Annotated in this window: 11 protein-coding genes and 1 pseudogene; 5 read left to right on the top strand and 7 right to left on the bottom strand. The window is 41.5% G+C overall.

Annotated elements, in window-relative coordinates:
* Positions 1 to 255: 255 nt before the first annotated feature.
* Both BLP33_RS08935 and BLP33_RS08940 read right to left on the bottom strand, forming a co-directional pair.
* The gene (locus tag BLP33_RS08935) at positions 256 to 1,089 is read right to left on the bottom strand and encodes a glycoside hydrolase family 16 protein (RefSeq protein WP_090526696.1); all 834 of its coding nucleotides are present in this window, start codon (positions 1,087 to 1,089) and stop codon (positions 256 to 258) included.
* A 184-nt stretch (positions 1,090 to 1,273) separates the two neighbouring features.
* The gene (locus BLP33_RS08940; RefSeq protein ID WP_090526698.1) at positions 1,274 to 5,359 is read right to left on the bottom strand and encodes a hybrid sensor histidine kinase/response regulator transcription factor; all 4,086 of its coding nucleotides are present in this window, start codon (positions 5,357 to 5,359) and stop codon (positions 1,274 to 1,276) included.
* A 348-nt stretch (positions 5,360 to 5,707) separates the two neighbouring features.
* On the opposite strand from BLP33_RS08940, the gene BLP33_RS08945 reads away from it, so the two are divergent.
* The 4 genes from BLP33_RS08945 to BLP33_RS08960 all read left to right on the top strand — a co-directional run bounded on the left by BLP33_RS08945 (position 5,708) and on the right by BLP33_RS08960 (position 10,663).
* On the top strand, positions 5,708 to 6,565 hold the full coding sequence (locus BLP33_RS08945) for a 3-keto-disaccharide hydrolase (protein WP_090526700.1): 858 nt from the start codon (positions 5,708 to 5,710) through the stop codon (positions 6,563 to 6,565).
* Between the two features lie 163 nt (positions 6,566 to 6,728).
* Complete coding sequence (locus tag BLP33_RS08950) at positions 6,729 to 9,293, top strand: DUF7133 domain-containing protein (RefSeq protein ID WP_217633148.1); 2,565 nt, start codon at positions 6,729 to 6,731, stop codon at positions 9,291 to 9,293.
* A gap of 122 nt (positions 9,294 to 9,415) precedes the next feature.
* Positions 9,416 to 9,787, top strand: coding sequence for a VOC family protein (locus BLP33_RS08955; protein WP_090526703.1), 372 nt, complete (start codon positions 9,416 to 9,418; stop codon positions 9,785 to 9,787).
* A 321-nt stretch (positions 9,788 to 10,108) separates the two neighbouring features.
* The gene (locus BLP33_RS08960) at positions 10,109 to 10,663 is read left to right on the top strand and encodes a hypothetical protein (RefSeq protein ID WP_090526705.1); all 555 of its coding nucleotides are present in this window, start codon (positions 10,109 to 10,111) and stop codon (positions 10,661 to 10,663) included.
* Here BLP33_RS08960 and BLP33_RS08965 read toward each other — a convergent pair whose 3' ends face one another.
* Both BLP33_RS08965 and BLP33_RS08970 read right to left on the bottom strand, forming a co-directional pair.
* Positions 10,664 to 10,912, bottom strand: coding sequence for a hypothetical protein (locus BLP33_RS08965; RefSeq protein ID WP_090526707.1), 249 nt, complete (start codon positions 10,910 to 10,912; stop codon positions 10,664 to 10,666).
* Positions 10,913 to 11,036: 124 nt separating this feature from the next.
* Positions 11,037 to 11,972, bottom strand: a pseudogene (locus tag BLP33_RS08970) (DUF5996 family protein).
* A gap of 220 nt (positions 11,973 to 12,192) precedes the next feature.
* Here BLP33_RS08970 and BLP33_RS08975 point away from each other — a divergent pair.
* Positions 12,193 to 13,416: a CehA/McbA family metallohydrolase gene (locus tag BLP33_RS08975; RefSeq protein ID WP_090526709.1), complete on the top strand. Its 1,224-nt coding sequence runs from the start codon at positions 12,193 to 12,195 to the stop codon at positions 13,414 to 13,416.
* Positions 13,417 to 13,657: 241 nt separating this feature from the next.
* Here BLP33_RS08975 and BLP33_RS08980 read toward each other — a convergent pair whose 3' ends face one another.
* The 3 genes from BLP33_RS08980 to BLP33_RS08990 are packed head-to-tail and all read right to left on the bottom strand — an operon-like array spanning position 13,658 to position 19,429.
* Positions 13,658 to 14,698, bottom strand: coding sequence for a DUF1735 domain-containing protein (locus BLP33_RS08980; protein WP_090526711.1), 1,041 nt, complete (start codon positions 14,696 to 14,698; stop codon positions 13,658 to 13,660).
* 22 nt (positions 14,699 to 14,720) lie between these two features.
* Entirely contained in the window at positions 14,721 to 16,160 is a 1,440-nt protein-coding gene (locus BLP33_RS08985) for a SusD/RagB family nutrient-binding outer membrane lipoprotein (RefSeq protein WP_090526713.1), read from the bottom strand.
* Between the two features lie 29 nt (positions 16,161 to 16,189).
* Complete coding sequence (locus BLP33_RS08990) at positions 16,190 to 19,429, bottom strand: SusC/RagA family TonB-linked outer membrane protein (RefSeq protein WP_090526715.1); 3,240 nt, start codon at positions 19,427 to 19,429, stop codon at positions 16,190 to 16,192.
* Between the last annotated feature and the right edge of the window lie 304 nt (positions 19,430 to 19,733).

A 19,733-nucleotide genomic window follows, 5' to 3' on the forward strand; every position in this document is an offset into this window, starting at 1 on the left:
CAAATAAAAAATCTGTACGAAAAGGCCGTATAATTTTTTTGCAGGGTATAACAAACAGTCTATGTTAATTGGTAGCGACAATTAAGCGCTATTTTTTTGGAAAAAAAGGGGGTAAAGCTGTAAAAAAAAGGGGATAAAATCCATTATATGCAATGTTTTTAAAATAAAACGGTCTTATGTCCCTGTTTTTGGTGAGGAATAATGTATATATGACAATTTTAAAAGGCAGCAAACAAAATGTATTGATCCGGCGGTTTAATTTTTTTGATACACCCGAACGTAATCAACTTCAAACCGTTTAGGGAATTTTGTGGCAGATGGGTCGCCACCGTTATCACCACCTATTGCAAGGTTAAGCAATATATAATGAGGCTGCATAAAGGGATTAAATTGAGTGCCGTCCTGGTTAACCAGGTCTTTCAGGTCCACATGGTTAAGTAAAAGATCATCTACATATAAGTTTATAGCGTTTTGATCCCAGTCCATACGCCAGGTATGGAACTTTTTGTTCCAGTTGGCTTTAAAGGTATCAAGTGCTTTGCGATTGCTATACCATTTAGCTTTATAAGGAACCTCTGTACCGCAGGCAATATTAGCCAAAAGCTTATTCTGGTAATATTCCATAATGTCAATTTCTCCGTTGGCAGGCCAGGGCTTTTCTACACCTAAGGTCCAAAAAGCGGGCCATAGCCCGGCATCGGTACTTATACGGCCGCGCATAATGAACCGGCCGTATCGGAAGCTGTGCTTGCCCCTTGTGTTAATGCTTGACGATGTATAATTTATAAATTGTCTTTTCTGTTTCCAGTTGGTACTGTTAGGTACGTACCCAGGATTTGTCAGATGTACCCTCCGTGCTTCGATTATCAGTTTACCATCACGGCAAATTGCGTTTTGTTCCTGATACCATTGATCTTCGTTATTGCGTACAAATCCCGATTCCAACCCCCAGTTATCCGGACTGGGAGGGCCGTACTCGTTAAACTCATCTGCCCAAACCAATTTATAGCCACCCACAGTATCCTGCTGACATTTACCGACAACCGGAATTGCTATCAGCAGTATGACAGTAATTATTTTAGTAATCATAAATGAAATAAGTTTAAATCTTAAATGATCTTATTGATTTCGTCCGAAGCAAAATAAGGCATAGTTTAACGCATAAAGGAGGGATAAAACCATAAATTAAAGGGGGGGGAAATTATGTTCAAGGTTGTTCTTCTTTTTTAAGACAGCCTGATGTTTCTTCTTCCCAACTTTGTACCGTTGATATTTAATTTACGGGAGGTTTTTCAAACTCGTTTAACCGATAGGAAACCTGGAAATTTGCCCGGTGTTTTCTGATAAATTCTGATGGATTGACGCCGAATTGTTTGTGAAATTGTTCCCTGAAATATTTGATATCGCTGATACCTACCTGTATTGCCGCCTCATTAATATTACAATTGGTTTGGATCAGGAGCTCGGCGGCTTTACGCAGGCGAACAAACCTGATAAAGTTGTTGATAGACTGACCGGTAGTGCTTTTGATCCTTTTAAATAATGTTGGATAACTAATGCCGACTGCATCGGCAAGGGCATAAACATCAAAATTGTCGCTGTTGAAATTTTGCTCAATAACAGCAATACAGTTGTTGAGCAGGTCTTTATTTTCCCGCGAAATATTAATGGCTATGTTTTCCTTCGTAACCTCCTTATAAAAATATTGCTGAAGTTTGGTTTTATTCCTCAATACACTTTTAACCCTTGCTGTGAGCAATTCTTTATCAAATGGTTTTCGCAAAAAGTCTATTGCGCCTTGTTCAAGGCTTTTAACCATAATATCGGGTGTGGTATCGCCGGTGAGCAAAATAACCGGGATATGCTTTATCGCCGCATCTTCCATAATCATTTTACATAAATCCAACCCGTTTATTCCGTCCATTACAATATCGCTGATGATCAGATCTGGTATGTATTTTTTAATCAGTTCAAGACCGGTTGCTCCATCTTTTGCTTCAAGAACTAAATAGTCGGCAAAAAATATTTTTTTTATATATGTCCTTATCTGTTCATTATCGTCAATAACAACGAGGGTATGCTTTTCCTGGCTAAATAGTTCAAGCTTCTGCAATTCACTATTTTCTTCAATCAGGTCTTTACTGTCATGATCTATAAGGTCATTTACAAAATTATAGTCAGGAGCTGTTACAATATTTATCTCCTCTGCCGAGAAGTGTTTTATTCCTTTTGATAGCTTTAAGGTAAAGGTTGTTCCGCCATTTTTATTATTTAAATAATTTATTGTGCCCTTATGGTAATCAATAAATACTTTAACCAGGTACAAACCGATACCGAAACCCTTTTTAAAGTAATTATTATCCTTTACCTGGTAGAATTTATCAAACAGTTTATCGCCGGTGTCGGTATTGATACCAATGCCATTATCTGTTATTTTAAAGTAAACATGTGTGTCATCTTCATCTACAAAAATCTTGATGGTGCCATGATCAGGTGTGAACTTAACTGCGTTCGAAATAAGGTTAAACAATGAGATCTCTATTTTTTCGACATCGGCAAATACCGTAATATTCCTGCTGGTTGTTTCAATGGTAAAATTGAGGTTTTTGATTTTAGCCTGATGTGCAAAGCACGAAAATACCTCTTCGCATACCCGTACAAAATTTACCTCACTTATATTTAACTGCGCGTTTTCGCTTTCAGTTTTGCGAAACAACAGGAGGTGATCTACTAATCCTAATAAGCGGCGGGCATTCCTATATACCGTATTTAGCTCGTCCGAATGGCTTTTATTTTTGTCCAGCAGATCTTTGATAGGATTAATGATCAGCGTAAGCGGCGTTCTGAACTCGTGCGAAACATTGGTAAAAAAAGCGAGCTTCTTTTCATTCAGTTCTTTTTCCTTTTCAACCTTTAAGTTAGCCAGGTTAATTTCAAATTTAAGCTTTGCCTGCTTTACCCGATATAAGAAATAAAGGTATATTATCCCAAAGATAATAACCAGGTATACCCCGTAGGCCCACAACGTTCTGTACCATGGCGGAAACACAATAACTTTAACACTGATCTGTTTCGGCATCCAGTTTCCCCGGGTGTCTGTAGCTTTGATCCTTAGCCTGTAATTGCCTTCATTTAAATGAGTGTAATATGCAGATTTGGTCTTGCCCACATAGTTCCACCCATGGTCCCATCCCTCAAGATAATAAGCGTATTCAATTTTATCCGGAAACGAATATTCGAGCGCCGTGTAATGAACGGTAAGCGCAGCCTGTTCATAATTAAGCCGGATTGTTTTAAGATCCGCTACAGATTGATTTTTGAGCAATTCGCTGGAGCCATCGGTTTCTGAATTGTCAATTTTCAAGCCGGTAATGCGAAGATCGGGCCTATGGTCTGCTACCTGTATGCTGTCGGGATTAAAAATGTTAAATCCATTAATCCCTCCAAAGGCCATATTGCCCGATTGAAGCCGGATAGCCGCGTTGTAATTAAATTGGAGGCTTTGCAAACCGTCAGAAACAATATAATTTGTAAACTTATTTTTTGCCGGGGAAAACCTGCTTAAACCATTGTAAGTACTGCACCATAGGTTTTCTTTATTGTCGATAAGGATATTAAGGATGGAATTACCCGGCAAACCATTGGCCTTGGTATACCTCACACGGACCATATCAGGAAGGTTGAATTTTAACAATCCACCACCCTCAGTTCCAACCCATAAATGATTTGAATTATCAGCCGCTATGGTTCTGATGCCATAACCCACATTAAAAAAATGATGAGCCTTCTTAACGGTATCTATTTTAATGAGCCGGGTGTAATTGCCTGCCCACAAGTTTCCATTACTGTCTTCAAATATAGCATGTATGTTAACGAGGTTTTCATCAAATAGTTCAAAGCGGTCATTTTTTCGGTTATAAAGATACAATGGGCCGCCCCTGGTAGTACCTGCCCATAAATGGTGCCTGGAATCTTCAAAAAGTTTCCATAGGTTTCTATCGGTTGTTTGAGTTAATGTATTATAGCAGTTGTAATGCTTGAATTTGCCGGTAGCTTTGCTAAACTGGTCAATACCACCGTTGAAAGAAGCCACCCATATTTTATTATCGAAGGTTTTAAGTATGCTCACGATAAAATCGGTACTCAGGCCCCCACCGGTTGATGCATGAGTATAACCGGTGTATAAATTATTTTTTATGTCCCAGTAAGAAAGCCCGCCGCCATCTGTGCCTATCCATAGGTTATGCTTTTCATCTTCACAAAATGAAAGGATAAAATTGTTGATCACGCTGTTTTTGTTGAAGGGATCATTGTTAAAAAGTGCAAATGACTTTTTAAAATTGTCCACCACGCTAACCCCGCCGCGCAGGGTTGCTATCCACTTTCTTGATTCCCTGTCATGATAAACCGCGGTAACAGCCCCGCTGCGCAATGAACCTGCTTTGTTACCATTGGTAATAAAAGTGAGTTTGCCACTATCTGTATTTAAAATATTGATGCCGCCACCGTCGGTAGCTATCCAGATATTACCTTTTTCGTCGAGAGTTAAATTGGATATGTTATCGCTTGTAAGTTTATCAATAGCCTGGTTAAACCTCTTGATAGCTAGTGTTTTACTGTTAAATATAAACAAGCCGTTTTCGGTGCCTATCCAAAGGTTACCCGCTTTATCTGAAAGCAGGCAACTGGCACTGTAAAGTTGAGTATTGATGATATTTATACGATCAGATTTTGGATCGTATAAACCCAGTCCGCGGTTTTTTACAAATACCCAAACTCCTGCCCGGGTGAGGCATAATGCTTTTACACTATAATTATATTGGTTGGTAAGGCCCGTTTGCAGGTAAAGTTTCCTGGTTTTATCATATCTCAATAATCCCAGCTCATCGGATCCTATATATATGCTACTGTCCTTACCGGTTACAATAACATTGATATTTGAAGCTATTTTTAACCGGTGCCCGCTGTTGTGCTCCCGGAAATATTCCGGATAGAAATAAGAGTTGGGGTAATTATAAAAAACAAGCCCGCGTTGTGTGCCTATCAATATTTTGTTACCAACACCATTTAAGGCACTTATATGATTGTATGGGAGGGATTTGTTGTTGTTCCACTCGTTTCTGTAGACTTTAAATTCATCACTGTCATACCGGTTTAAGCCATCATAAGTACCCATCCACATAAAACCATATTGATCCTGGTAGAGAGATGTAACCGCATTATTAGATAGTCCGTTTTCGATACCAAGATACCGCACGGGCTGCCCGGCTGTGAAACCAAAAACATTTAGGTAAACGAAAAGGAACAGGAAACTAAAGTATATTTTCGGATTTAAGACGTTATTTATCCTACTATGCATTATAAATTATTAGTTAATAATTGGTAAGTAAAAATATCAAAATGATTTACAAAAGTGTCTTGTTTTTTAATCCAAGTGATAATGTTACAAAGCAAGGGCAGGGGTAGTGTTCAGGGTGCTGTTTTGAGTATATGTCTATAAGCTAATTGCTTCTATACTACCAGATAGGTTTCTGTATCTTGATTTTTACATGCAATTTATTTTACCCCCTTAAATTTAGGGCTTTACCCCCTTTTTTTCTAATTCTATTATTGCATTTTTGATCAGCAGCCGGTTAAACCTATATAGCAATCTGCTTTTTTATTTTTCGGGCAATAAACTAATAGTTAGATAATAAAAAAATATGTCATGATAAAGCGTGGACTCACTTTTTCAATATTGAATGTTTTATTTTTAATAAGCCTGCCCATATTGCTGGCGTTGAAAAGCCCAGACCCAAAGTTGAAAGTTAAGTGGGAACAGCTTTTTAACGGAAAGGATTTAACGGATTGGACTGTTAAAATCAGGAAACATCAATTAAATGAAAATTTTGGTAACACCTTCAGGGTTGTTGATCATAAGATCCAGGTAAATTATGATCAATATGAAAAATTTGATGACCAGTTTGGGCATTTGTTTTACAAAAAGCCTTTTTCTTATTATCTTATAGGTGTGGAGTATCGTTTCACAGGTAACCAGGTAAAAGGTGGCCCAGCATGGGCGTTCCGCAACAGCGGAATTATGATACACGGGCAAGATCCTAAAACTATGAAGGTAGACCAGGATTTTCCAATATCCATTGAGGTTCAGTTATTGGGCGGCAACGGTAAAGATAAACGGCCGACCGCCAACGTGTGCACCCCCGGTACACAGTACGTTTTAAATAACTCGGTTGTTAAAAGTCATTGTCTGGATTCAAAATCCGAAACCTTTCATGGCGATCAGTGGGTTAGGGTGGAGGCCCTTGTTTTAGGCGATTCGCTGGTGGTACATTATGTAAACGGAGAAGAAGTGTTAAGTTATCAGCGTCCGCAATTAGATCCCGTTGGCAGCGCAGAGGAAGGTGCGTTGTTAAAAAGCGGTACAATTTCCCTGCAAAGCGAAAGCCATCCAGTTGAGTTTAGGAAAGTTGAAATTGTTAATCTTGAAAAATACGCGCATGATCCTCAGAAATTAGCCGACGTAATTAAGCAGTTGACCGCTGAGAAACGGATTCCTAAACAATAAATAAAATAAAAAGACTAATTTGACTGCCTTTTACCTGTATAATTAAAAAATAACAATGTTAAAGTTTTCCTTAACCCTATTCCTCTGTTTCTCTTTCATTTTGACGTTCAAATATTTTGCAAATATCCACAGTAACGAAGCGGGACCCACTAAATCAAATACTTTGGCTTCAATACGAGGACAAAGTCATTCTAAGAGCGATTCGCTCCATTGGCCAGCCGGCTTTACAATCACCAGGTTTGCCGGACCTGAGCTTACACCAAGTCCGGCTTGTTTAGCTGTGGCTGCCACAGGCGAGGTGTTTGTTGGCGTTGATATGATTGGTTCGCTGGGTAAAGATCCCGGGAAAGGGCGGATAATTAAACTTATCGATAGCGATAATGATGGTAAATTAGATAAGCATACAGATTTTGCTGATGTTGATGACCCGCGCGGTATACTCATCATGGGCGACCAGGTTTTTGTGCTCCATACAGTTTTTTCAAAAGAAACTCTTAAGGCGACCGGTATGATCCTTGAAGTTTTTGAAGATAAAGATCATGATGGCATAGCCGACGGGCCGCCAAAACCACTCGTCGAGCACCTGAGTAATGCTCACATGCTGGTTGAACGCGGAACAGACCATGCTACTAATGGCATCCGTATGGGGATTGATGGATGGATCTACATAGCTGTTGGCGATTTCGGCTTTCATGATGCTACCGACCGCGATGGTAAAAAACTGACCATGCTTGGCGGCGGCATTATAAGGGTAAGGCCTAATGGCAAAGAAATGGAGGTTTATACTCATGGTACCCGCAATATTTATGATGTTGCCATAGATCCGTACATGAATGTATTTACCCGAGACAATACCAATGATGGCGGCGGCTGGAACATCCGTTTTTCGCATCATATTCAATCGGGAGAATATGGTTACCCCTTATTATTTCAGCATTTTACAGATGAGATTCTGCCCGCCCTGGTTGATTTGGGCGGCGGATCAGGGACTGGTTCGCTGTTTATGGATGAACCTACCTGGCCCGAAAAATATAACCATGTACCTATGACGGCAGACTGGGGACGGAGCGAACTTTATATTAATAGGATAAAACCAGATGGTGCCAGTTTTAAACAAACTGAGGAACCGTTTATTGAACTACCTCAGATCACTGACCTAGATGTTGATGGTTCGGGGCGGCTTTATCTTTCAGCCTGGGATGGCGCGGGATATTCGGGCAGTGCATCAAAGGGCTATGTTATCAGGGCTATACCTAATGGATGGAACTATAAAGCATTTCCTGATGTTAAAGCGCTGGCCGTAGCTGATTTGGCCAATATGTTAAAATCAGAAAGCGCAGTGGCGAGATTAAATGCTTCACAGGAACTTATTACAAGACCGGCTGACGAAAGCAGCAAGGCAGCTTTTGCCGTAGCATCAGATGCAAGTGTTGCTTTATATGCACGGGTGGCTGCTCTTTTTACTTACGGACAAATTGCCCGGGAGAGCGGAATAGCTAACCTTGTACAACTTACGGAGGATAATGCTTTGAGGGAATTTGCATTACGAGCCTTAACAGACAGGAAAGAAGGAATAGCACAAGTGCCAATAGCTCCCTTTTTGAACGGGCTGAAAGATCCGTCTCCGCGCGTGAAGGCTGCGGCAATTATAGGTTTGGGTCGTCTTGGCCGTTTAGAGGCAGCTTCTGAATTACTTAAAACACAAGTTCCTGCAAGTTTTGCAGCGCCCGCTAAAAATACCGAAGGGCCGCACGCCACACCCAATTCGGCCATAATACTGCCCCACCTGGCTGTGAGAGCACTTGTAAGCATAAATGCGGTTGATGCGTGCGTTGGTGCAATTGGAACTACCAATTCGACATTAGCATTATGGGCATTGCGGTATATGTACGATACTAAAGCGGTAAATGGTTTGATTGCTGCTTACCCTAAAATCAAAGATGTAAAAACAAAGAAACAAATATTGGTAACCCTGGCACGCCTTTATAAGCAGGAAGCTCCTTATGATGCATCCTGGTGGTGGGGAACCCGGCCCGATTCACATGGCCCAATTTACAAAGGTATAACCTGGGAAGGCTCGGCTCGTATCGAGAAGTTCCTGACGCTTGAACGAAGCAAAGCAGGCGCTGCGGGCAAACAATTTTATGCCGACCTGAATGAGCGCCACCAAATGGGAATTACAGCTTTTGGCGGTGAAGAAAAAAGTGTTCCAACAAAAGAGGTTAAAGTAGATTTGTCAAAGATCCTGAACAAAAAAGGGCAGATCGGTAATTCATCTATTGAAGATGTGATGTTGATGTTAGCCAAAGTTAAAGGAGATCCAAAGAAAGGAAAGGCACTCTTTATGCAGCAAGGTTGTGTAGCCTGCCATAGCCTTACCCGTGGCGAAAAATTAAAAGGGCCGTTTATGGGACAGATAGGATCTATCATGAACCGCCAGCAAATTGCCGAATCCATCCTAAAACCCAGCGCTTCTATTTCGCAGGGATTTGCCACGGTGATGATCACAGCTAAAGGAAATAAAAATTATATGGGATTTATTACAGATGAGTCTGCCCAAAAAATAGTGATGAGAAACATTACCGGAGATGTATTTACCATTAAATCCAGCGATGTGATTACCAGGAAGGAACTGAAAACATCTATGATGCCTGTAGGGCTTGCCAATGCATTATCATATGATGAATTTGCCTCACTGGTTACTTTTCTATCTCAGCAAAAAAATTGACATTAAAAGCGAATTAATTAGTTATTTGAAAATCAACGGCCATGAAGTATCTTGGTATCTAATTAACCTGCAATCTGCGTTATGTTTACGTAGATTGCAGGTCGAAATCTAAAGCCACAAATATGCAACACAAAGCTATATCGCTCAGGCCGTTCATCGGTGCAAAAGATTTTGAAACCTCTCGCAGTTTTTATCGTGAACTGGGTTTTGAGGAGGTTGTGTTGGATCCTAATATGTCGGTGTTCAAGACAGGTCAGCTGGCATTTTATCTTCAAAACGCATATGTTAAAGATTGGATAGATAATACCATGCTGTTTTTGGAGGTTGATGATGTTGCCCGCTACTGGGATGAGTTGCTGGCTCTTGATCTGCCTGCAAAATATGCCGGAGTAAGATTAACCCCAATCCGTGTAGAGCAATGGGGTAGGGAATGTTTTTTACATGACCCTTCCGGAATCCTCTGGCATTTTGGTGAATTTTTTAATAAACTTTAGTTCTTATAGCTCCATTGCAGGCATTAATGCCTTTTTATTTCCCAACCGATTTCATGGTGAATTTCCGACTGATCGAGCATAATATCAAGGCCGAAAACGGCGCGTAACGCTTAAACATCAGTGAAAGTCCGCTCAGTATCTGTACACCTTTTGCAAAGGATAAAAATATCCTTTGCCTCTTAAACCTGCTTAATTAATCTCGTAGCTTGATCATTACTCTGCCGGCACTTAATAAGCTTTAAGTGGATGTTTTAATATCTATTTGCTTGATTTTGTATGAATTACGCCAGATTTAGTTTAAATTAGGTTAAAAGTATCCATATGGAAAACTTCTGGCAGGAAAAAAAGGAATGGCTCAATAAATTGACCCTGGAAGATGCAAAGTTCATATTTGAACAGGCCGAAAAATCATATAACTACACCATAGAAACGGCAAAGGGTATTTATGAACGATCAAACGGATTATTAACCCTGGTTTCAGGTGTTTTAATTGGTCTTGTGGCTTATGCTATCGGAAAATGGAAGGATACACCTCACTTGGATAGTTTGTTATTTACAGCAATTGTAGGGATCTTTTATTTTTTGATAGTAGGTTTAATGTTTGTACTGCAAGGTTTAACCCCAAGCGAATATCTTTTGCCAGGTACAAGCCCCAAAATATACTTTGATAAGGCATTTTTCCATAAGGATATTGCTGATGATGAAAGGATCCTGAGGTTTTACAAAGTTGAGATCATCAATTACCAGGAACGGATTGAGCAAAACACAAAGAAAAACGATGATAGATGGAATATTTACGTACTTTGTTTACGGGCAATATTTTTTTCGCCCATAGTTATGGGGATAGCTTTTGCTATTGCAACTATAGCTTCCTGACTATTCCGATCCCAGATAATCCGCCTGATCAGACGATGACAGGTCGTTATCATCCCATAAACCGGGTGTACCTATATCCCCTTCCCAATAAGGCTCGCTGTCTTCGGCACAAGGCATGGCCTCATCCAGGTTAATGTCAGACCTGCCCACACGACCCTTGCCCGATGTTTTGATATCCCATATATCAGGGATATTTCCACTGTCTTCTTCAGGGGTTGGGGTTTCGTCAGGATCTGGAAATTGGCTCATAATCAAATAATTATTGCTAAATAAAGTTAACTTATAATTTGCATAATAGCAAATTGAAATGTATTTCCAGGTTCTTAGAACAGCTTCCTCAGGGTCTGTCGAAAGAGTCCTCTCAATGTTTATCTCATGCGTTCTTTAATGCCGACAAATCACATTGCAGATCTTTATCCCAATTACCCGTTTTAGCCGCGGCGTCATACGTGGATTGCAAAAATTGAAGCAAAGTCCGTTCCGGGTCGGCCGATCGGGAAACAACTTCGTAGGTCAATAAAAACTCACCCATTTCCCCGCTGTAAAATGCTTCGGGAGGCGATACCTGCTGTTTGGCAAAATTTTCGGGAGTGGGGTAGCAATATGCGTAAAAAACGGGATGAGGGAAGGCATCTGAGCCTGGCCAAAAGCCGCATGAGCTTACTTCCTGCGAATAGGCTTCCTGCATTACTATCGCGGGCATATTGGGAACGCTGCCCTGGTGTTTTGGTGCAGGCCTGCCCGAAAAGCGGGTGACCGCCAGGTCAAATCCTCCCCAAAAGAAATGTACCGGGCTATTTTTTCCTTGAAACCCGGCCCTGAATTCGGTGAAAACATTGTGGATTCGCACCAGCGCCTGCCAGTAATCATGCATGATGGATGCGTCATACTTACAGGGTGTATGGTTTTCGGCAAAGGGAATAGCTGGTTCCACTTCATTTGGTACGGCATATATTTCCACTCCCGCGTTAACCGAAGCGATGCTATCCATCAGGGAGCTGTAAAAAACGGCTACGCTGCCGGTACCAAGCCCAAATGACCGCTTTTCGCCAGTGCTGGTGGATATATTCAGCATATGACTGATAAAGTCAAGATCGATCTGAAAAACACCGCACTCAAACGGCATGCTCCCCGTAGTAAGGCCAGTTGAACTTACATACAGCGTAACTTGCTAGGAGTGATTGATCCAGGGCATTTGCTGTAACCTTACTTTACCTATGATTTGAGTCCACATATGGACACTTGCAAGGGTATCTTTAAGGTCATGGTAATCGAGCCTAGGCCAGCGTGTTGTTGTCGGGTTGCTCATAGGTATAGTTTGTGGTTTTAATCGCTTAACTCTAAATTACAAATGTTTTGTGGGATGTTAGCTTTAATTTTCAGTCAAATAAAAATAAAAGCAGGTGTTTCGGTTTTTGCTTCACTGTCACATTTTTATATCATTTGTTCTTGTTAACGGTGAGCTAACATGAGTGGGCTAAGTTGGCTGCCGAAAGTATTACAAAATAAAAAGATCGACAAAATTACTTATGGTACTAAGCACTAACAGGAACATTGGACTGTTAATTAAAACCGGTTTAATAATTATGGTTGCGGGCTGCATCAGCGGTTCGGCGTTGGGGCAATCGGCCCATGTAAACCCCTGGGCTCCCAAACCGCTGGGCACACTGCCGCCGCCGGCCAGTCTCAGTCAGGGTGTCTGGCTTAAAGGCGAGCTGCATATGCACTCCAGGCATAGCAAGGAGTCGTCAAATAATTCAATCAGCAAGATCATTACTTTTTGCAAGTTGGTAGGGATCGATTTCCTGGCTATTACCGATCACGATAATCATGTAGAAGGCGACGTAGCCCACAATACCTGGGCTGATCCGGAGTTTAAATCAGATTCGGTATTGCTGCTTTACGCTGCCGAATGGACAACTACCCGCGGCCACGGCAACGCCTTTTCGGCCAGGCCTTATGATCATCAGCAGTTATACGATGTGCGCGATCAGCGCGATACTGTGGTGGGGCGCATAAAAAATAAACTTGGTATTCACCTGTCGGCAAACCATCCCAGCGGTAAAGATCATTTTGGGTATTCGTATGATATGGTTAATTCTATCGAAGTATGGAATTCGGCCATCTGGTCAAAAAATGCCAATGCGATCATGATCTGGGATGATATGCTGTCATCGGGCCGAAAGCTAACCGGCAGGGGAGGGAGCGATGCACATCACGGCGTGCCTGTAGGGGACGAAAAACCAGGCCCTAATACTTACCAGGCTAAAGCCAATTATGCAGGAACGCCTACTACCTGGGTATTTGCAACTGCACGTACTAAGCAAGCTGTTATTGACGCCTTAACCAACGGACGGGTATCCATAAGTTCAAACCCATATGCTCCCCGTGTTGAGTTTTATGCCGATTTAAATGGCGACGATAAAATGGATCTGATGATGGGGGATAACGTGAAGGCAACCGGTAAGCCGGTTAAATTTAAAGTTCAGTTAACCGGAAACAGTATAAAGGATACTACCTACACTATCAATGTGGTAAAAAACGGCAACCCGTTTGGTACTTTAAAAATGGAAGGCAAAACGCCCATGATTGAATTTACTGATACACCGGCAATAGCCGGCCGTACTTATTACCGGGTTACGGTTGAAGGGCCGTCTACACCTTACCCACAAGTGCCGCAATCGGCAGCACTGAGCGGGAATATGGTAGGATTGTCAAACCCGATCTGTTTTAATTTTGATCCGAATTTCTGACAACCGGGATATAACAGGGAAAACCGTACACGAGCTTACGGTGTACGGTTTCTTGTTGTAACTATTAACTAAAAGAACGAAGCTGCAGTTAAAAGTGTTGGTGTTTATAATAATTATTAAAACCCCAATTCAATACGGATTTATTTAGTTTAATAAGGTCAGTATGTCATCAATTATGTGATGTAACAGGATATAAAAAGAGCCGCATTATGCAATGCAAAACGGCTCTTTTTTGATTTTATTAACGTGAACCGATATACTTCCATTTCTCAGTCCAGGTAGCTCTGATATATGGAGCAGTCGTAATTACACTTGGTTGTAACATATTGTAGATAATATCAATAGTTTTAGTCCCGGGATCATATGCATTTGCGCCAGAAGGGTCTAATGCTGCAGATCTGGTATTGGAAGCCGGCTGGCCATAATAATTTGTAACAGCCGCAACTTTGTTGGTGGCAGGGTCAAATTCGATTATTAGGGCAAAGTTACCATAATAGCTGGCACCGGTTCCAGACCTTATCGGCATGTAGTTACCACCAAAAAGGTAATTATCATAAACCTCACATTTCGTTGCAGATATTGTTCTCAACTCAAATTGCATAGGGCCTTTCGGATCCGATGTGTTGGTTGCACTTGACAAGTACTCATTGATATGACCTAAGGTAGCATTAGCTTTATCAGTCATTGTGCCGGTTATCTCATAAACACCATCCCATTTGTTTTTTACGCTAAAAAAAGCATAAAGGGTATCCTTGCTGGCGGCGTGAACTCCTAAACCATCAGTTCCGGTAAGTTTGTAAGCCAAACCATAGGTTTTTGAAAGATCCAGTTTACTTCCATTAAGTTTTATAATGAAATCTTCCGCAAATGTACCTGAAGCAAACTTAAAGGTCAGATCGCCGTTGGTTGCCTGTGTAGTGTTTGCGTTGCCCAATGTATAAAACGATTGTGGTAACAACTCGTAAGATGATCCGTTTTTTGCATTGTATTTTGTAAGCGCGTCAGGTAAAGATGTAAGCACAAAAGTTTGGGCTTTGTTTAATTCAGCCTCACTCTTTGCATCTTTTTTTAGTGTAAATACATTAACGGTTTTTACATTGGTGAATGGCTCAAAGAAAGTTGCATTAATCATGCCATTAGGGAAACCAATGAGTGTTTTTCCATTATCAGCTGCCTGGCCGCCAACCTTATCGGCGGCAGTTTCTTTCCGGCAGCCCGAAAAAAGGGCAACAGATGCGATACCGGCAACAAGCAAATACTTAATAAATATATTCTTTTTCATGTTGTGTCAATTTTTTTAATGATTATTTACCACCATCCCACCAAACTCTTGTATCCTGAGTATCGCCGCCCATGCGTGCAACTGCCGTGTTAACGTTTGCGCCGTTAGTGTTATACTCTGAAGTAGCATACACGAACCTCCTTACAATTTGCTTAGATGCGTTTGTAGCATCAGGAGCGGGAGTAAGAACCGGGTAACCACTTTTCCTCCAGATATCCCAGGCCATATGGCCATCAGGATAACTTGCCACCCAACGCTGAGTTGAAATTAGCTGAATGTTAGGTGTGCCCAAGCCTTGGGCGAAAGTTTTACCCGCAGCAGATGTTAGTCCCCACTGTACGAACGATTCACCTATACCATTTTGGAAATCGATAGCTACTGTTTCAGATGTTGTTGGGGTGATCCAGCCCAGGTTTACAGCTTCGGCCCTTGCCAGCCACACCTCTGCAGCTGTGATCAGGGTTACTGATCCGTTTTCAAGCCTGAAGTCGCCGCGTAAAACACGTGCCCATTTTGGGTTAGCGTCGGTAAAAGAGGTCACCGCTAAACGCGCTAAGCCGTATGGAACGCCAATATTTGATGTTGTAACGTTACCCGCCTGCTCACTTTCGCCGCCAAAAGCTGCCTGGCGCGGATCGCTGGTGCTCGCGGTATAATCGGTAAGGGTTTTTGATTCGGCAAAATCCTTACGTCCGTTATACAGGTTCCACCATGCGCTTTTGTAATTACCTCCAGGATATTGAAGTTTGAAGTTTTGATCGGTAGTAGTAATCACTCCTCCATTAGCTGGGTTAATAGCTTCGTTGGTAGCAGCAGATGCGATGGAAGAAGAAGCGGTTACCTTTGACATTTGAATTGCAACAAGCAATTTAAGAGAGTTTGCCATTCTTTTCCATGATGCTACATCACCACCATAAATGATGTCACCGCTTATTGGCGATGAATCAAACGAATTTATAGCCGTAGTCAGCGTGGTAAGTATGCCCTTATAAATGGTTTCCTGGGAATCATATTTAGGCAATATGTTAGCCGCCCCTTTGAGTGCGTCGCTGTAGGGAACATCACCCCACGAATCCGTCACTATCCAAAAAATATACTGCTGCAGTATTTTAGCCACATTAACCATGTTTTTACTTGGGTTTTGGTTAATGATAAGCTGCAGGTTATTAAGATTGCCTGCGTAATTGCCGGTAAAGCCGTTTTGAGGGAGGTTGTACAATGAAGTACCTGAATACTGTGTTTCAGTAAAATATTGAGCATACTGGCCTCCGCTTATTGCCTCGGTACCGGTTGATGCATAACCACCCAAATTTGCCTCAACGTTTGATAACAAGGCCGAAGGGATTGGCGTTACTGTTGCTGCAGGATTGTTGTTTACGTCGCCAAAATCCTTTAGCTTATTGCAACCCGCGCCTAAAAAGGCGAACGCGCCTGCTAATGTATATAGATATATCTTTTTCATTTTTTCTTAGTCTAATAATCCTTGTTCGCTTAGAATGTTACTTTTAGGTTGAAACCAAACCCCCTCGTGCCTGGGTATTGGGCAGTTTCACCTTCTGTCGCGGTGATCTCCGACGGATCGAAATCCTTAGATTTAGCGTATATCAACAATAAGTTACGGCCGGTTAAATCAATCCTTGCCGATTGGAATACATTTCCTAAACCCCATCTTTTAATCGGCAGGTTGTAACCTACAGCAACCTCACGAAGTTTGATGAAAGTCAAGTCGTAGATGTAGGGATCGTAAGTTTTATTGTTTGTTAAACCCTGATAGTATGATTTTGCGTCGACGTAATAGGTCACGGCTTTATTGTCGGCATCAACACCGGTAACTTTAACACCGCCACCATCAGCAACAGGGTCACGTACCGACATGCCTTTATCGTTAAGTGCCGCCGTATTAGCCGTTAAACCGCTATACTGCCCCCAACGGTTTGATAATGAAGCGAATTTGCCACCAAACTGATAGTCGATATTTGCGCTCAACACAAACTCTTTAAATAAAGTGAATGTATTTTGTATACCACCGGTATATTTAGGCAATGCACTGCCGAAATATACGTTAGGATCATTGATGTAAGCGCCGGATGAAGTAAGGATTGGGATCCCGGCAGCGTTACGTTTGATACCGTTACCGTAAATTTGGCCCCACCATTTGCCTTTTTGATTGATCAGATAAGGCATGTCTGTACCCCATACACCTGCAACCTGCACACGGTCAACACCGTATTTATTGCTGATCTCTACTACTGTATTATCCAATAACTGTGCAAAGTTGGCATTAATTGTCCAGCTAAAGTTTGGTAACCGGATAGGGGTACCGCTTGCAGTTATCTCCAAACCTCTCCGTTTGATCAAACCTACGTTGGTCAGGATAGATGATACACCACTGGCAGCGTTAACCGCTAAGCCCAATGGAAGGTCTTTGTCATCTGCAGCCCAGTAAGTAGCGCCAAAAGTTAAACGGTCGTTAAAGAAACCTAAGTCTAAACCAATTTCTTTTGAAGTAGTGGTTGTGCCATGTAAGGCAGGGTCAACAAATTGGGTTGGGCCACCTTGCAATAAGGCGCCATTCCATTTATTTGGAGCGATACCGTATAGTGTATTGTTCCTGTATGCACCAAATGTTTCGGTTGTGTTACCTAAAGCTAATGGTACCTGGCCCCATGATCCCCTTATTTTACCATAGTTTAACCAGTCTTTAAATTCAGGCAATACCTCGCTGAATACGAATGACCCACCAAATGATTTTGACAACACTGAGTTAGCGTTGTTTATAGTAGAGATGGTTGAAAACCAGTCGTTACGTAAAGTCGCATCAGCATATACAATCCTTTTGTAATTGGCAGAAGCTTTCGCAAATACCGCACGGTATTGCTCCTGGATCCTGGTATTGCTAGCGCTGATCGGATCCACAGAGTTTGCCAGGGTATACAAGTCAGGAACACTTAAACCATTGTTGGTGTTGGCGCCGTTATCTTTATAGCTCCAGTTATAAAAGTCGCTACCGGCGTTAACATTGATGTGAAAATCTTTGATCTGCTTATCATAGTTAAGCAAGGTTTCGTAGTTTTCGCGGTTTGAGTAAGACGTTGAAGTGCCATAACCTGCTTTTTGCCCTGTTTGAGTGCCGCTTGCCTGTATTTCAGATGAAATTTTACCTTCGTTCCAGGTGTTGGTTTGGTTGCGACGGTAGGTAACTTTGAAGCTAAGATCATTATTGATCTTGTACTGTAAGTAGATATTTCCGTACAAACGATCACGGGTATTCATATTTTGCCATTGTTTTTGCCATAAATATGGGTTATACCAGTAGTTGCCTGCATAAAACGAGCTTGGATTAGAGGCATCGTATGAGTTAGGGTTCTGGTGGTTCCAGCTCACATAAGTGCCGTCGGGCGATTTTAGATCCTGTAATTCTTTCATGATGCCCATGTCCAAATCACGGTGGAACCATGAGTTGAACGAGCCACTTGAAGCGCTTGCGTATGCATCACTGATCTGGCCATGAAGTTGTGTACCCGAAAAGTTAATACTTGCACCTGCTGTGAGGTGTTTGTTAAGATCGTAGTTGGCGTTTAAGGTGAAGTTGTTTTTGTTTAGCCAGGTTTCAGGCACTATACCTGTAGTGTGCTGGTTATTGTATGACATCCTGATGTTGTAATCATCAGCCGCTTTAGTAAATGCCACACTGTTATTTAAAGAAACACCGGTACGGAAGAAATCCTTGGCGTTATCTGGCTGAGGGGTCCATTTCGCAGTTTTGAAAGAATATTTGGTACCAGCAGCCCATGCATACCATGGGATATACTCCTGGCCAACCATTTTAGGTCCCCAACTGCTATCGTCTGTATAATCCGGGTAATATTTGCCATCTAAAGCTTTCCATCCTTCAGGGTCACCATCTTTCCAATGGTATTGGATAAAATCGGCAGAAGCACCGCCGCCATAACTGTTTTGGTAGTTAGGCAGGATGTAAGCCTTGTCGAAATTGGCACCAAGGTTTAATTCAACGCCAACGCCTTTTGTTTTCTTGCCTTTTTTAGTTGAGATAACGATAGCGCCATAAGCACCTTGTGAACCGAACTGAGCAGATGCTGCAGGACCATTCAGGATACTGATGTTGTCGATGTCGTCATTGCTCAAATCGTCGGCATTTGGCATTATAGTACCGTCTACAACATATAAAGGGTTGTTGCCGCTGCCAAAACCGGTAGCACCACGCAGCCTGATATTGGTATTACGACCTAAAGCTGCAGCTGACTGGCTACGTACCTGAACACCTGCAACTTTACCGGCCAACGCGTTATTAACGTTAGGCTGGCGTATGGTATTAAGTGCATCTGACTTTACCACCTGTGCCGCATAAGAAGCCGAACGTGATGACTGTTTGGTACCATAAGCACCGGTAATTACCACTTCTGATAATTTGTTAGCACTGCTTGTTAGTTTAACATCTAATGGTGCTGAAGTGATTTCAACTGTTTGAGATGTAAAACCGATAAAGCTAAAGCTTAAAGATTTTGCAGAGGCAGGAACAGATAAAGAAAATTTACCATCTGCATTTGTTTGTGTACCGAGTGTGGTACCTACAACTCTTACGGACACGCCTGGCAGCGGTAGTCCATCGTCTTTTGAAGTTACCCGGCCGGTAACCGTTTTGTTTTGTGCATGTACCACACTAATAAATAGCATGAACAAACACCAGCTTGCGAGTAGGAGTTTTTTCATTGTTAAAAAATCAGTTTTAGTTAATACCCAAAACTACGATTTTTGTAATAAAATGAAAAAAAAGTTGAAAAAAGTTTAATATTTCAATTATATATTTAAATATTGATAAAAAAAGTGATAAAACGTTACTTCAATTTCGATAAAATGACGGTTTTTTTAGATTCTTCATATAAAATTCATGTAAATTTTATATGATTTTTATTTTTGGGAATGGTTGAGGTAGGAATATGGATAAAAGATGCGAAATATCACGTACTATTACTCAGTTATTTTTTATAATTGAGTGATAGGAGCCAAAAAAGGC

The organism is Mucilaginibacter sp. NFR10, from assembly GCF_900100445.1.
Classification (GTDB): Bacteria; Bacteroidota; Bacteroidia; order Sphingobacteriales; family Sphingobacteriaceae; genus Mucilaginibacter; species Mucilaginibacter rubeus.

Coding starts and splice junctions, on each gene's coding strand:
- BLP33_RS08975 (WP_090526709.1), top strand. CDS start 12,193: ATGGTACTAAGCACTAACAGGAACATTGGACTGTTAATTAAAACCGGT.
- BLP33_RS08955 (WP_090526703.1), top strand. CDS start 9,416: ATGCAACACAAAGCTATATCGCTCAGGCCGTTCATCGGTGCAAAAGAT.
- BLP33_RS08940 (WP_090526698.1), bottom strand. CDS start 5,359: ATGCATAGTAGGATAAATAACGTCTTAAATCCGAAAATATACTTTAGT.
- BLP33_RS08980 (WP_090526711.1), bottom strand. CDS start 14,698: ATGAAAAAGAATATATTTATTAAGTATTTGCTTGTTGCCGGTATCGCA.
- BLP33_RS08960 (WP_090526705.1), top strand. CDS start 10,109: ATGGAAAACTTCTGGCAGGAAAAAAAGGAATGGCTCAATAAATTGACC.
- BLP33_RS08935 (WP_090526696.1), bottom strand. CDS start 1,089: ATGATTACTAAAATAATTACTGTCATACTGCTGATAGCAATTCCGGTT.
- BLP33_RS08985 (WP_090526713.1), bottom strand. CDS start 16,160: ATGAAAAAGATATATCTATATACATTAGCAGGCGCGTTCGCCTTTTTA.
- BLP33_RS08965 (WP_090526707.1), bottom strand. CDS start 10,912: ATGAGCCAATTTCCAGATCCTGACGAAACCCCAACCCCTGAAGAAGAC.
- BLP33_RS08990 (WP_090526715.1), bottom strand. CDS start 19,429: ATGAAAAAACTCCTACTCGCAAGCTGGTGTTTGTTCATGCTATTTATT.
- BLP33_RS08945 (WP_090526700.1), top strand. CDS start 5,708: ATGATAAAGCGTGGACTCACTTTTTCAATATTGAATGTTTTATTTTTA.